This window comes from Hungatella sp. SL.1.14, assembly GCF_024460495.1.
In the GTDB taxonomy this organism is placed as follows: Bacteria; Bacillota; Clostridia; order Lachnospirales; family Lachnospiraceae; genus Hungatella; species Hungatella hathewayi.
Genome location: NZ_JANFYJ010000005.1, coordinates 41,366 through 56,217, shown reverse-complemented (window position 1 = coordinate 56,217; position 14,852 = coordinate 41,366). Strand labels below are relative to the sequence as shown.

The 14,852-nt window shown below is 50.2% G+C and carries 13 protein-coding genes; 10 read left to right on the top strand and 3 right to left on the bottom strand.

All coding sequences use genetic code 11. The features are described 5' to 3' along the window. The first annotated feature begins 98 nt into the window (after positions 1 to 98). From NE473_RS07100 to NE473_RS07090, 3 genes are all read left to right on the top strand, one after another. Complete coding sequence (locus tag NE473_RS07100; protein ID WP_022032350.1) at positions 99 to 566, top strand: signal peptidase II; 468 nt, start codon at positions 99 to 101, stop codon at positions 564 to 566. A 101-nt stretch (positions 567 to 667) separates the two neighbouring features. Continuing rightward, the gene (locus tag NE473_RS07095; protein ID WP_039891649.1) at positions 668 to 1,936 is read left to right on the top strand and encodes an HlyC/CorC family transporter; all 1,269 of its coding nucleotides are present in this window, start codon (positions 668 to 670) and stop codon (positions 1,934 to 1,936) included. A gap of 12 nt (positions 1,937 to 1,948) precedes the next feature. Further along, the gene (locus NE473_RS07090) at positions 1,949 to 2,290 is read left to right on the top strand and encodes a DsrE family protein (RefSeq protein WP_006773660.1); all 342 of its coding nucleotides are present in this window, start codon (positions 1,949 to 1,951) and stop codon (positions 2,288 to 2,290) included. A 143-nt stretch (positions 2,291 to 2,433) separates the two neighbouring features. On the opposite strand, the gene NE473_RS07085 is transcribed toward NE473_RS07090, so the two are convergent. From NE473_RS07085 to NE473_RS07075, 3 genes are all read right to left on the bottom strand, one after another. Continuing rightward, positions 2,434 to 2,793 (bottom strand): TIGR04086 family membrane protein, encoded by a 360-nt coding sequence (locus tag NE473_RS07085; RefSeq protein ID WP_006773659.1) that lies wholly within the window; start codon positions 2,791 to 2,793, stop codon positions 2,434 to 2,436. Between the two features lie 68 nt (positions 2,794 to 2,861). Continuing rightward, positions 2,862 to 4,445, bottom strand: a complete 1,584-nt coding sequence (locus NE473_RS07080; RefSeq protein WP_055651169.1) for a response regulator — start codon at positions 4,443 to 4,445, stop codon at positions 2,862 to 2,864. 4 nt (positions 4,446 to 4,449) lie between these two features. Then, complete coding sequence (locus NE473_RS07075; protein ID WP_242866194.1) at positions 4,450 to 6,219, bottom strand: cache domain-containing sensor histidine kinase; 1,770 nt, start codon at positions 6,217 to 6,219, stop codon at positions 4,450 to 4,452. Positions 6,220 to 6,532: 313 nt separating this feature from the next. Between NE473_RS07075 and NE473_RS07070 the strand changes: the two genes are divergently transcribed. From NE473_RS07070 to NE473_RS07040, 7 genes are all read left to right on the top strand, one after another. After that, the gene (locus tag NE473_RS07070) at positions 6,533 to 7,927 is read left to right on the top strand and encodes an ABC transporter substrate-binding protein (protein WP_022032354.1); all 1,395 of its coding nucleotides are present in this window, start codon (positions 6,533 to 6,535) and stop codon (positions 7,925 to 7,927) included. Between the two features lie 18 nt (positions 7,928 to 7,945). After that, positions 7,946 to 8,836 (top strand): carbohydrate ABC transporter permease, encoded by an 891-nt coding sequence (locus NE473_RS07065; RefSeq protein ID WP_022032355.1) that lies wholly within the window; start codon positions 7,946 to 7,948, stop codon positions 8,834 to 8,836. A gap of 10 nt (positions 8,837 to 8,846) precedes the next feature. After that, positions 8,847 to 9,680, top strand: a complete 834-nt coding sequence (locus NE473_RS07060) for a carbohydrate ABC transporter permease (RefSeq protein WP_022032356.1) — start codon at positions 8,847 to 8,849, stop codon at positions 9,678 to 9,680. 61 nt (positions 9,681 to 9,741) lie between these two features. Then, positions 9,742 to 10,737, top strand: coding sequence for a hypothetical protein (locus tag NE473_RS07055; protein ID WP_055651168.1), 996 nt, complete (start codon positions 9,742 to 9,744; stop codon positions 10,735 to 10,737). Then, a complete protein-coding gene (gene deoC, locus NE473_RS07050) occupies positions 10,734 to 11,375 on the top strand; it encodes a deoxyribose-phosphate aldolase (protein ID WP_055651167.1) in 642 nt (213 codons plus the stop codon). Before NE473_RS07055 ends, deoC begins: the two co-directional genes overlap by 4 nt. A 13-nt stretch (positions 11,376 to 11,388) precedes the next feature. Then, positions 11,389 to 12,333: a ribokinase gene (gene rbsK, locus NE473_RS07045; RefSeq protein WP_055651166.1), complete on the top strand. Its 945-nt coding sequence runs from the start codon at positions 11,389 to 11,391 to the stop codon at positions 12,331 to 12,333. 262 nt (positions 12,334 to 12,595) lie between these two features. After that, positions 12,596 to 14,758 (top strand): hypothetical protein, encoded by a 2,163-nt coding sequence (locus NE473_RS07040; protein WP_242866192.1) that lies wholly within the window; start codon positions 12,596 to 12,598, stop codon positions 14,756 to 14,758. The last annotated feature ends 94 nt before the right edge of the window (positions 14,759 to 14,852 follow it).

The following is a 14,852-nucleotide window of genomic DNA, read 5'->3' as shown; positions in this document are numbered from 1 at the left end:
TTTTTAGTAATGTATGCAGCTTTCAGGGCGGGAATTACTGGACTATGGATAAAAAACATAGTAAAATGGAGATAATAAAGACGGAAGGAGTGTGCGTCATGGTATTTATCGGTATCATCGTGCTGCTGGCGGCAGTGGATCTCTGTATAAAAAAGGCGATTGAAGAGCAGGAGGAATCCTCATTTCCCAAAGAACTGAACGGGACGGGAGGCAGGATCGTACTGCATAAGAACCACAATCCCGGATTTTCCTTTGGCTTTTTAAAAGAGAAGCCGGAATACGTGAAGATGGTTCCCCTGGCGGTGGCTTCGTTCATTGGCGGCGGACTCGTGTGGATGCTGCCCAAGAAGGGGAATATCGCTGATAAGCTTGCCTTATCGGTGACTCTCGGCGGAGCTGTCAGCAATTTATATGACCGTCTCGTGAGAGACTATGTGGTGGATTATTTCAGCATTCAGTTCGGCAGATTAAAACGGGTTGTATTTAATCTGGGGGATATGTTTATTTTCTTCGGAGCCGGAATGATGCTGGTTCTGGAACTGATCAGAGCCTGGAAAGAACGCTGAATTACTGCGTGAATTGAGGGATAAAGCGGCCGCCTTATTGACACGGCCGCTTTTCTATTGTAGAATCAATAGCAAAATATGAAAAATAGGAGTTGATTTTTTTGGATTCAAGTGACTATATACAGTTGCTTATTTTGATTCTATTGATTGGATTGTCTGCATTTTTCTCTTCCGCGGAGACTGCACTTACCACGGTGAATAAAATTCGGATCAGAAACCTGGCAGAGGCGGGCGACAAAAGTGCTGTTACGCTGACGAAGGTTCTGGAGGACCAGGGTAAGATGCTGAGCGCGATTCTTGTGGGAAACAACGTAGTGAACTTAACGGCTTCCTCCATGTCCACCACACTGGCCATGAATATCTGGAGCAATAAGGCGGTTGGCGTTGCTACCGGCGTTCTGACGCTGGTAATTCTGGTATTCGGTGAGATTTCCCCGAAGACGATTTCTACCCTGTATTCTGAGAAAATTTCATTAAAATATGCAAAATTCATCTACCTGTTCATGACGGTCATGACACCGGTGATTTATGCGGTCAATGTGCTGTCCTCCGGTTTTCTGCGCCTTGTCCATGTGGATCCCAACCGGAAGCAGGAGGCCATCACCGAGGATGAGCTGCGCACCATCGTGGAGGTAAGCCACGAAGAGGGCGTAATCGAATCGGAAGAGAAGAAGATTATTAATAATGTATTCGATTTCGGTGATTCTGTGGCAAAGGATATTATGGTTCCTAGAATCGATATGGCGATGGTTGAGGTAGACGCTACCTACGATGAGCTGATCGATATCTTCCGCGAGGAAAAATATACCCGTATGCCCGTATACGAAGAGACGACGGACAACGTAATCGGTATCATTAACATGAAGGATGTCCTCCTCATCGACCGGAATGAAGAGTTTCATATCCGTGATCTGCTCCGTGAGCCGCTCTATACATATGAGTATAAGAACACGGCGGAGCTGATGGTGGAGATGCGCCAGACCAGCAATAACATGATTATTGTGCTGGATGAGTACGGGGCTACGGCCGGAATGATTACTCTGGAGGACTTACTGGAGGAGATTGTCGGCGAGATTCGGGATGAGTATGATGAGGATGAGGAACAGGAGCTGGTTAAAGTTGGCCCCGGTGAATATGTGGTGGAAGGTTCCATGAAGCTGGATGATTTGAATGATCAGCTGGAACTGGAACTGGAATCAGAGGATTACGATTCGATTGGCGGCCTGATTATCGGACAGCTGGACCGCCTTCCGGAAGAAGGCGAGAGCGTCGTCTGTGACGGAATCCGCCTGGTAGTGGACAGGCTGGATAAGAACCGGATCGACCGGGTGCACATGTATCTTCCAAATGAACAGAACGTTGACGCGTAAGGAGGCGGCAGTATGAAGGTGATTTATCATATCGATGAAACGGACCGGTGGCCACTGGTTCTTGGGAATGTGAAGAATATGAACGCTTATTATAAAGAGGCGAAGGAGAGCTGCATGATCGAAGTGCTGGCGAATTCGGCAGCGGTGGAGGGATATGCGTTATCATCACCGGAACATGAAACAGCGATGAAAACCCTGTCCGAAGAAGGGATAAGATTCGCCGCCTGCGGGAATGCCCTGAAGGGAACCGGCTTGACGAAGGACGATATCTTTGACTTCGTAACGGTGGTTCCGGCCGGGGTGGTGGAACTGGCGGAGCGGCAGGCGGAAGGCTATGCCTATATAAGACCGTAATAATGTGCAAATGATAAGGAAAATGCCGGAGACACCGGACTGTGGATCAGAAGTAAGCTCCACAGAGCCGGTGTCTCCGGCACTTGTTTTTATATCATAAGTTGGTGCAGCTTGCCTTCAGGCGACCCGCCGCAGGCGGAGAATCAGCTGATCATCCCGCCGATGGTGCCGCTGGCGGCACAGATAGCCATGGTTGTAAGAATCTGGTTCATCGTTCCGTTCAGCCCTTTGTTCAGCAAAAAGGAGACCGCCAGAAGCACCAGGAAATAGACGAGTCCCAGGGTCAGTCCCCAGAAAAAACGCCGCTGTCTGATGCTTTTTCCCATGATGAGTCCGCCGATCAGACACGTGATGATGTAGACCGCGTTGACTCCGATGCGGATCTGTCCCTCTTTTAACCGGAATTTATAGAGGGCAAAGGCCAGAACAACCAGGAGAATTCCGGTCAGTATGTACGAGATGAGCAGGGTTTTTAGGGTCGCCTGCAGCTTTGATTTTTCCATTTGTTTCTCCCCCAATCTTGTCTTCTGGTTCAGTATATTCCGGGGAGGATGGGGTTATTCATAGAAATTTACCGGTCGACCTGCGATGGCGATATTCCAAAATACCGTTTAAAGCACTTGGAAAAGTAAAAAGCGTCCTGATAGCCAGTCTTTTCAGCTGCTGCCGCGATAGAAAGCCTGCTCCCGCTCAGTAAGTCCCAGGCGTGCTCCATGCGGCATTTTGTGATGTACTGCATGACGGAATACTGTTTGATCCGCTTAAAATTGCGGCTTAAATAGGCGGGGCTGATCAGCAGGACAGATGCAATATACTGAAGCCCCATGTCGGTGCGGCTGTATTCCTGCTCGATCAGTTCGGCGGCCTGGAGCACAATCCGCTGGATCATGGGAACCTCGTCCATCTCCCGGCTCCCGGGGAGCGAGAGAAAGAGATTCGTAAATTTTTCTTCGATTTCACCCAAGCTGCATCCGTGATAGATGATTCCGGCCGCGGTATAGGCGGAGCCGCCGCTGCCTGAGAAGAGTTCGATTCCGCTGTGGACTGCGTATTCGATGGCGGCAGAGAGCAGGGAGGAGAGCGCGGATTCCAGGGCAGGAAGCGAAAACTGTTCCTGCCCGATGATCTGAAAAACGGAATGAAGGCTGTTTAAGATAACCTGGTGGTCTTTTTTCAGCAGGCCGCCCGCGATTCCCCGTATGGAAGTATTTAGCTGTTCCAGCGCCTGCTTTTCCGGCAGACGGGTGTGGAAGGCGCCGCTCTCTGTTCCGTAGACGGTGCGGAAGGTGAAAAACTGCAGGGCAGTCTGGTAGGCGGAACTGATGGCTGCGGCAAGGCCGTCCTCCCCATTTCCATATCCGCAGACGATATCCTTTGAAAAATTTTCCAAGGCAGCGGCGGAGAGGCGTCCCAGAAAATGATCCGGTCCGAAAGGCAGCTGTGTTTGCGGAATGATCAGAACCTGGTGGTTATAGATATCCGTTACCTGGACACAGCCTGATTTTCCGGACAGCAGGCAGCCGGAGAGATTACCGAGGGCCTGCTGAAAGGAGGAGCGTTCCTGAAAGGAGAGGCTGTGCGTAATCTTTGGCTGGCCGTCGAAGATCACAACGGTACACGGTGTATCGGGAATTACGCCGAACTCCGCCAGACCGGTACTTTCAGAGCCCAGGGCGTGGCCGGAGAAAATATTCTGGAAGAAGGTATTTTTTTCCACATGCTCGGCGATGAGGCGGGCTTCCTGCCAGGCCAGGCGCTCCTGTTTTAAATGGTTGTTTTTATCGAGGGTTTCCCGGATTCCTGTTATGGCCTGGATCAGTTCCTCCGTGTTAATGGGTTTTAATAAGTAATTGGTCACGTTGTATGCGATGGCCTGCCTGGCGTATTCAAAGGTGGCAAATCCGGACAGGATAATGAATTTCGCCTGACTGTTCTTTTCCTTCATCATGCGGAGAAGCTCCAGTCCGTTGGGACCTGGCATGGAGATGTCCAGAAGGACGAGATCGATGGGGACCGTCTGCAGAAAATGAAGGGCCTGCTCCACATTAGCTGCCTCTCCCGCACACTCGAAGCCGTACTCTTTCCACGGAATACAGAGCCGGATTCTCTGCCTTACAAAATATTCGTCGTCAACAATTAAGAATTGATAGGTCATAGGGCTAATCCTTTCTGTCAGGGTTTTCCTGCTGTCTGGAAATTCGGATCGTAATGACGGTTCCTTCTGCAATTTTGGAGGTCACCACAATATCGGCTACAGCAAAATACAGCTTCAGCCGTTTTTTTATGCTGTGAATTCCGAACGAACTCCGTTCCTCTGAAAAAATCTGACTGTTTAAGCGGGCTACCGTCTCGTCATCCATTCCGCTTCCATTATCCGTGATTTTCAGACAGATTAAGGAATCCTCCGTGTATCCCGTGATAGTGATCAATCCGGCTCTGTCGGAGGTAAAAAGCTGCAGGCCGTGGATAATGGAGTTCTCTACCAGTGGCTGCAGGGTGAGCTTGGGAATACAGCAGGACAGTACTTCCGGTTCCATGGAGGTCTCGAAATAAAAGCAGCCCGGATACCGTTTCTGCATAATCTTCAAGTAGTCACGGGTGATCTTCAGTTCCTGTTCCAGCGTGATGATTTCCTTTCCTTTGCCCAATGCCCCTCGGTAAAAGCCGGAAATGAGGTTTACCAGGCCGATGGCTTCGCTCTTATTGTTCATCTCGATCATGCCGCAAAGTGTTTCCAACGTATTGTACAGGAAATGAGGCTGCATCTGAAGCTGAATACAGGAGAGCTCATAACGGCGTTTTAATTCATTTTCACGGTGAACGCGGGCTAGTAAGTCCTGAGTGTTTTTTGCCATCCGGTTGATCTGGCCGGCCAGCAGGCTGATTTCATCTGTCTGACCTTCCCGGACTGAGATTCTCACTCCGTAGTCGCCATCCGACATGGCGCGGACATTCGAAATGATCTGGTTGACGGGAAGCATGATCTTTCTGGTGGAATAGCGGAACAGAAAGAAGGTAAAGATGCTGGAGATGATCCCGATGGCAAGAATTACGGACACAAGGGAACGGGAATCGTGATAAACCTGCGATTCCGGAGTGAGGGCGAATAAATTCAGATCTTTTTCCGGCTGGAAGGTGCAGAGATACTTTGTGGAATCAAGGGTGATCGTATTCCCTGTCTGGAGGGAGGCACCGTCGGAGAAAACCTCTTTCACACTTTTTCCGGAAAGTGCCTCCTTCGTGCTGGCACAGATGAGACCGTTTTTATCCGTAATCATGAAAATCTCATTTTCTGAGAAAAAACCGCTGTAGATTTCACGAATCTGTGACGGCGATACGGTCAGTGCAAAAAATCCCAGGGGCTCGCCGGTAAAGGCAAAGGATTTTTTCAGGCAGGTAAAGGTTAAGTTTCCGCCGGCCTCAGAATTGGGGGCTTCGTGGATATACCAGGATGACTTCAGGGAAGAACTGAAAAACTCTTCCCGGACCTCCTGGGGGATCTCGATTTTGACAGGAGGAAGTACACCGTAGTTATCCTGATAAAAGAAGGAGCCATCCGGACTGTAATAGCTGATGGATTCCACCGCGCTCTGGGTGGAGAGAAACTCTACCAGATAGGAGGAAAATGAGGCCGCCTCCATGTGCTCCTCATAGGGAGAGGCGGCCTCTTTCTTTGCCGCCTCGTGGCGGGAAGCCTGATTTAAGGTCAGCAGCAGAGACTCATTTTCGATTCGGTCGAGGATCAGCCCGAAGCGTTCACCTGCGAAATCCAGTTTCTGAATACAGCTGTCCAGGGATTTCTTTTTCAGGATGGAATTGCTGTACTGCCCGATGGAACATGCAATACATGTGATAACGACTATCAGAATGATTGTATACATAAATGTAAATTTAGACTCCAGCCTTGAGAAATATCCTTTTCCGCTCACAAAAGCCTCCTTATCTGTCGTTTAACCCTCCGTTCTGCGGACAAACTGTCATACAGCTGGAGAGGGTGTTTTATTAAGAAAATGATACAGCACGGGTTTTGCAAAGTCAACATTGGGGAAGGAAAAGCAAAAAAGTACAGATATGACAAAATATTCCATCAGAAACCATTGCTTTTTCTGTCTGCCAGGCGTGTCTACCTCTGAGAAACAAAAATTTCCAGATAAAAACCCAAAAAGAACTATGGGAGTGAGAAGGCAGTTATGGTAAGCTTTAGGAAGAAAAAATAAGAAAACAAAAGAAGGGGGATTTATTATGATGAAAAGAATTGCAGCACTGGTACTGACTGCGGCTATGATTGCTGCGGTCAGCGGATGCAGCGCGAAGACCACGGAGACGAAGGATACCTCCGGTGCGGCTGTTTCTACGGAGACGAAGCAGGAGGAGACGGCCGCAAAGGCAGAGGCAGGCCAGGCGGACGGAGAGAAAGTCAAGATATCCTATTTGTCCCGTTACACCAATCCGGAACTGCCCCGGGCAAAGTATTACATGGAAAAGCTGGAGGAATTCCGAGCGGCAAATCCGAATATTGAGGTGGAGGATGTCTCCATCGCAGATGCGGAATCCTACAAAAGCAGCTTAAAGGCCTCCGTTGCGGCAGGCAGCCCGCCTACGCTCTTTATCTGTTCTGATGCGTTTCCGCATTATGACTGGGCGAAAAACGGGGTGATCAAGGATCTGACTCCCTTAATAGAATCACCGGAGTGGACAGGCCCCGTGGACGAGGGGGTATTCGGTTCCTTCTCCTTTGAGCGAAAAGGGCTGGAAGGGATCTACGGCGTTCCAAACTCTGTCATTGGTTCTCCGGTTTACGTCAACACAAAACTGCTCGAAGAAAACGGAATTGAGACGCCGAAGACATGGGAAGATGTGATGACCATGACAGAGAAGCTAAAAGAAGTGGATCCGTCTATCGTGCCGTTTTCCGTAGCTGCCAAGACAAAAGCCGATTTGGGCCGTTTCTTCAGTGAACTGGCGGTCCGAATGAACGGGCTGGAGTTCCGGGATAAGTTCATCAGCCATGAAGTTAAATGGAGTGATCCGGAGATGATGGATGTGCTGAATAAGATGAAGGAACTCATGGATGCCGGCGTGTTCGGCAGAGACGCCATCTCTTATGAAGTGGAGAACAATGTCACTTCCTTCGGTGAGGGAAAGATCGCCATGCTCTTTACGGCAAGCTATTACTTTGACCGTTTTAACGGGATGGAATTTGCAGATCAGATCGACTGTGTCAATTTCCCGTATTTTGAGAGCGCGCCGGAGAATAAGGATATCTGGTTTGCATCTACCAGCGAGGGCTTTTGTATTTCCGCGGAACCGGGTACACCGGAGTACGATGCAGCCTGTAAGCTGATGGCCTTCATGCTTTCCAAGGAGACCTTTGAAGGATATGCGGAAGTTGCCGGCGGTGGGGTCTATCCGGTGGATATCGACTATGACGCCTCCAAGTCTCCGAATCCGATGAAGACATTTATGGAGGGCTACGCCACAAGAAGCGATACAACCGACATTATGGCGGCTTACTTAGACGACGCCAGTGTAATCAACATCACGAATACGGAGCTTCAGACCATGTTTGTGGAGCGTCCGGTGGAAGATATCGCAAAGACTCTTGACACTGAGTATGCGAAGCTGTTTCCGCAGTAAGAAAGGCGGGGGATCGATTTGTTAATAAAAGTCCGGGGTAAAAAGTACCGGCCGGAAGCATTTTTCATGATTGCTCCGGTCATCCTGCTCTACACCTTCGTAATTATCTATCCGCTGGCCAATATGGTGTTCACCTCGTTTTTTGAGTGGAACGGAATTCCTACTGATCCGTACCGGTTCGTGGGAATGGGAAATTACGTGACATTTTTTAAGGATTATACGACGAAAACGGCGTTTATCAATTTGGGAATCTTATGCGTTACCGGTCTGTTTGTGACAATTCCCGTTTCGTTGTTTTTGGCTACAGTGGTGAGCAAAAAGTTTTTTGGAATCAGATTTGTAAAGACGTGTTACTTTTTACCGGTCGTTATCAACAGAATCGCCATCTGCCTGATGTTTACCTTTATCATGCTGCCGGGACAGGGGCCTGTCCCGGTGCTGCTGAAGGAACTGGGGATCGCAGAACATTTTAATCTGTTTAACGACGTGCACACTGCCATGTGGGGCGTGGCACTGGTGAATATGTGGAGTAATGTGGGATTTCAGATGATCATATTTTCTTCAGGCATGGCGGCTATCTCGGAGGATGTGTATGAGGCGGCGGCCATGGACGGAGTTACCCCGTGGCAGCGTCTTGTCTATATTACGCTTCCACAGCTAAAGCCAACGTTTAAGATTGTGGTCGTCTTTGTGCTGACCGGTGCCTTCAAGGTCTTTGATTTTATTATGGGACTGACAGGAGGCGGTCCGGGCTACGCCACGGATGTGCCCAACACGCTGCTGTATAAGAATGCGTTTACCTACAGCAAATTTGGATATGCCAATGCCATCGCCGTGCTCATGATCGTGCTCTGTCTGGTTATTACGGTCGTGACGAACCGGGTGTTCGCCGAGCGGGATGGGGAATAGGAGGAAAGACGTGAAGAAAAGAAAAATTACGCCGGGCGGGATACTCTACGCCTGTGCTGCGGGAATCTGGCTGATTACCACGATCTTTCCGCTTTATTTTGCAGTACTGTCTTCCTTTAAAGATGACCAGACTATTTTCGCGGACTTTTTTGCCCTGCCGCAGCGGTTTGGATTGGATAATTATATTTCCGCGGAGAAAATGGTGCATATTCTGCGTGCCACTGCCAATTCACTTTTTCTGTCAGCAGGTTCTATCTGCCTGATGCTGGGAGTATCCGTTATGGGCGCCTATGTGACGGCGAGGAAGCGGATACCGGGAAGCGAAGGGGTTACGCTGTTTCTGATTGCCGCAATGATGATACCTATTCAGAGCGCGATTGTGCCGATTGTCCAGATGGTCAGCGCCATCGGTCAGAGAAATAATCTTTTCGTACTGATGGTCATCTATGCCGGAGTAAATCTTTCCATGGTGTTTTTCATTCTGAAAGGGTATATCGAGGGAATTCCGAAGGAACTGGATGAGGCGGCCATGATAGACGGTGCTTCCCTGTTTCAAACGCTTCTGCGGGTCATTATTCCGGTTGCGAAGCCGGCACTTTCTACCTGTGCGATTACATCGTTCCTTTTTATCTATAATGAACTGCCAATCGCCAATGTGCTGATTACGAAGCCGCAGTTAAAGCCCATCTCAGTGGCGCTTTTGAACCTGAAAGGTGATTTTGGAACGCTGTACGCCGTAAGCTTTGCATCGATTGTAATCAGTATTATACCGACGGTTATCTTTTATCTGATTGCCCAGGAGAAGGTGGAGAGCAGTATCTGCAGCGGAGTTGTGAAGGGATAATGGAAATCAGCGCAAGTGGGGATGAGCGTTGGATCGTGATTGAACATGGAGGAGAAAACAAATGGACAGGGCTAACATAACGGACTACAGTACAAGGAGCGGAATGAAGGTGAGTGCCGCGTTTTTAAAGCTGCACCGCGATATTCTGGCCGGCAGTACGGACGAGGCGATTTCCACCGCCTACGATTTGTACAGAACCAGCGCGGTTATGCTGGAGGAGCTGTGGAAACAGCTGGAGCTGGAGGTGGTCTATACCATCGGCCTGGCGGAGCAGGGCGCTCTGGCCTGCATATATAATCTGAGATGCATCTGCTATCATACAGAGCCGTATATGCCGGACGCGGGCGGCATGCAGGCGCTGAGCTTTATCCAGGCGATTCGGTATCTGTGCGGCTGTGAGAAGGAACAGTCACTGGAACAGGAGATACGGAAGGTTCAGGATTGCTATGATGCGGGAGTATATCCTGTGATTCCTGCATTTGCCAGGGATCATCACAACCATGCGGGCAGGGAACTGGGCCATACGCCCCTGGATTTCCTTTACCCGGATGGAGGCAGTAAGGTGGTGCCGGAGGCGGAAGGTGCGGAACCATACAAAAAGAGGCTGATTGAGCTTTTAACGCCCATCTATGGCGGAGAAAACGGAAAAGCCTTCCGATCGGATGCCTATAACCATTTCTATGAGATGGAATCGCCTCACGGACTGAATCTGGAACTGCTGCAGTCTGCATTTCAAAAGAGCATCCGCAGGGCGCTGGAACCGGAAGTGCTGATGCTTACGTATGAGGCGTTTTTAAGCGGAGGAGAGATGGAAGCGTATCTCTGGGAGCGGATTGTTATCATGTCGGTGGAGGATATCGGTATGGGAGATGTAGAGTGCAATCGTATTATGTACGCTTACAGCCGGGTAAAGGACCAGTTTGCAGACCGGGATGAGGTGAGGCTTGGCTTTTTGATGCAGGCAGTGCGGATTCTCTGCCGCAGCCCGAAGGAACGTGGGACAGAGCTTATCAAAGGGATCCTGGTTCAGGAATGTAGAAATGGAGATAGAAAATGAAGATAACAGATAAGATAGATCATACGATTTTAAGGGCGGATGCCCGGGCTGTAGAAGTCAGAAGGTACTGCAGTGAGGCGGTGGAACACCATTTTGCCTCGGTCTGCGTGAATACGTGCCATGTGCCGCTGGCTGCAGAGCTGCTGAGGGACAGCGGTGTAAAGGTCTGCTGTGTGGTTGGATTTCCTCTGGGCGCCATGAGCACGCAGGCAAAGGCTTATGAGGCGTATACTGCGGTGAAGGATGGGGCCGAAGAGGTGGATATGGTCATGAATATAGGTGCATTAAAGGACGGAAATGACCATCTGGTGGAAGCGGATATCCGGGAGGTCGTAGCAGCCAGCGGCAGCGCGGCGGTGAAAGTGATTTTGGAGACATGTCTGCTTACAAGCGATGAAATCAGGCGTGCATGCGAATTATCAGTCAAAGCCGGTGCGGCTTTTGTGAAAACTTCCACCGGTTTTTCTACCGGAGGAGCGACGGAAGAGGACGTTCGATTAATGCGTGAAACTGTGGGAGACAGGGCGAAGGTAAAAGCCAGCGGCGGAATACGTACTCATGAACAGGCGTGCCGTCTGATCGGCGCCGGAGCTGACAGGATTGGAGCCGGCAATGGCCTGCTCCTTTTGGAAGAGTGACAGGAGAGGCTGTATGGGCAGGAAATCGTTGGTTTTTGGAAGCTTTGTAGCGGATATCATGGCGCGTGCACCCCATCTTCCGGCTCCGAAGGAAACTGTAATGGGGAACGGATTCAAGATTGGGCCGGGAGGAAAAGGCTTTAACCAGGCGGTGGCCGCGTTTAAGGCGGGAGCAGAGGTAAAGCTGGTCACAAAACTGGGAACAGATCATTTTGCAGAGATTGCACGGGATACCATGTGTCAGCTGGGAATGGATCAGTCCGGTGTTTTTATAACAAAGGAGTATGACACGGGGGGTGCGCTGATTCTGGTAGGAGAGGATAGCGGACAGAATGAGATTGTGGTGGTGCCTGGTGCCTGCCTTACTTTTACCAGCCTGGAAGTGGACTGTGTGAAAGACCAGATCTGCGGAAATGACTGCGAATATGTACTGATGCAGCTGGAGACGAATCTGGATGCTGTCACAGCCATTGCGGAATGTGCTGCGGCAGGAGGAAAACAGGTTATTTTAAACCCTGCTCCCGCAGCGGTTTTACCGGAGCAGATATGGAGATGGATCGACATTGTCACACCTAACGAGGTTGAAGCAGAATTCTATACGGGGATATCTGTCGAATCGGAGGAGAGTGCAGGATCGGCTGCGGCCTGGTTTCATGAGCGCGGTGTGAACGGTGTGATCATTACCATGGGGGAAAAGGGCGCTTATCTTTCTGTGGGCGGCAGCGGGTATATGGTACCGCCGTTCCGTGTAAAAGCGGTAGACACGACAGGCGCCGGAGATGCATTTAACGGAGGGCTTTTAGCCGGACTGTCGGAAGGAATGGACTGGAAGGAAGCAGTCATCTTTGCCAGCGCTGCGGCCGCCTTATCTGTCAGAAAGATCGGAACTGCTCCGGCCATGCCGAAACGGGAGGAGATCCTTGCGCTGATGGAAGGGAAGGAGATTCCGGCAGAATAGAAGAACAGTGTAAGCATTTTTTTGAGAGTACAGAAATCAGAAAGAACGGAATGAGAAACCGGTTTGAGAGCGGCGGACAGCAGGAAGAGGCGTCAGCTATTCTTAAACCGGTATTTTTATATTGCTGAAAAGTAATACTGTGTTGTCAAAAGGCCCTGCCTGGAAGATGTTTCTTCGTACTTTCCCAGGAGAGCAGGCGAAAGGTATGGAAATCCCCCAAAAATTTGTTTATAATAATGGTAATTTACCAGGGGGAAGACAAATGAAAGAGAAATTGACCTGTCAGCTGAGTGAAAAGGAGTACAGAGAGTTTGTTCATTGGTATCATGGGACATACATAAAAATGAGAAGAGCGAAGCCGGGAAAGGCGGAATTCTCCTGTCTGAAAGAGCCGGTGGAGCTGACTGTAAAGGAAGACATGGTTTATGGGAAAAGCGGGGCGTGTGAGGTATATCTTTTGTACGGGGCGGTTGAGAAGCTTTATGAGCTGGAAACGCTGTTTGTTTTTTATGATATGAAACGGTTTTGGGCAGTACCGAAGCGTATTCTGGGGAGTAAGGAGGAGGCAGCGGAATGGCGTACTGCTTTTGAAAGCCGTATCAGGGAACTTGGAAAAATGCGGATTTCATTCCAGGAGGCTGCCGAAGCCTGTGCTGACAGCAAATTTACACCTCGCCGTTATACAAGGCAGATCGACGAGGTAAAGGCGGAATATGGCCTTCTCCGGATCAGCAGGCGGGAGATGGAACGTCTAAGAAAGCTGGGAACCTTTCCGTACCGCATGATCGGGGAACAGATGCTGGCGGCGGGAAAGAGAGGGCTTATAGAGATCTCAGAGCGGGCCGCTGTCCTTCATCCGTATGAAACGATAACCGGTGCATTTTATACGGAACAGACTCTTTACCTTGCGGAGAAGGAGGGAGACGGTATCCTGGTCCCTCTCGCTGCACTGGGCGGACTGGAGGGGGCGGAAGCGCTGATGAATGTCTGTGATACGCGATGCAGATTTAATAATCCGGCGTTTCGCCTCAGAAAAAAATCGATTCCGCTGTCCGTCCGATGGGAGCTGCCGGGAATGGCTGCGGCCGCAGCCTTGTGTATTGCCGCGGCCGGCATCGCTTTCCTGGGTACCGTTTACTGGAAGGGAGAGAACAGAAGTACGGCGGCGCTGTCTTCCGAAGTACCAGGAAATGACAGGGCGGAGACCGGAGAGCCGGCTGACGGGAAGCACGGGGGTGGAGAAGCCGGAGGCTCCGCCTTTCAGGATTTAACTGCAGTTATTCCGGATGATACGGTATTCGATGTGGTTACGGAAGAGGGAACCTTTGCATCCTCCACGCTGTATTATCAGTTGATTCTCCCGAAGGGAGAGTGGAAGATATGGCAGGACAGGAATAACGCTTATGACTCCCTGGTCTCGGACTGGGGGAGTATAAGCGTTACCGGCGGGTCAACCGGTTCTTTTGAGGGATACGGCTTAACACAGATGCTGCCGAAGACAAAGGCGGAATACCAGGCCAGGGCTAATACAGACAGCGGTTCCTTTGGAGCAGAGACCGATGTGATTGACTATTATCTGGAAGAAATGGGAGACTGCCTTATCGTAAGGCGTGAGCTGCGTAATAAGGGAAAAGAGGGATCCCGAAGCGTGATCGGACTGGAGGTGTATGGGCCGGAACGATACTATTCCCTGTCGATCATGCCGGATACAGAGGACGCAGTGAGTATGCAGACGGCCAGGGCAGTGCGGGACTCTTTCCGGATTGCGGACATGACAACAGGGATCTGCAAAGAGATGGAGGCGGAGGTATTTCACGGTTACTATGGAGACAACACTTATATGACCAGCTGTCTCGTTTTGATGGACCGCGCCATGAGCGACGAGGAAATCGCAGAAGGGTTAAGAGAGATGAAGAAACTTCGGAGTGCAGAGTATCCTGCATCACCGTATTCCGCATCAGGGGATGCACTGGCCGCCAGGACGCCGGACAGTAAGTGGCTGGGTATTGACTGTGCGTCTGTTCAGCAGAACTGCACGAAAGAGACGGCGAAGGAGGTGGCCCGTATCTTTCAGGCTGAAGTGATTATTTATGACGAGTTCGACGGAGACTTGCTGATGGTAGCGTGCTCGGATGCAGACCGGAAGCACGCGTATGAAAGGGCGACTGCCAACGCAAAGTGGATACTTGAGTCAGAATTCCAGTGCTATGGGAAGGAACAGGACTTTCCGGAGATGCTGTTAAAATATATGGATATCTCAAAAGAAGAGGCAGAGGCTGTCTGGAAGAGCGGCGACTATATTTTTCAAATGGATAAGTGGGCAGAGCTTACGGGACATATGACAAAAATGCCGGTGCCGCAGGAGTTTATCGGGTTGTATGACATTGACGCGCTGGATGAGAGATTCCGGGTGATCAGGGAGTAGAGAGTGCGTGTGTAAGCCGGACAGCTTTTTGGATAAAGGGAAAAACTTAGAAAATCCCTGTATCCCCGGGGCCGTTTTACCTTGCACTCCGTAA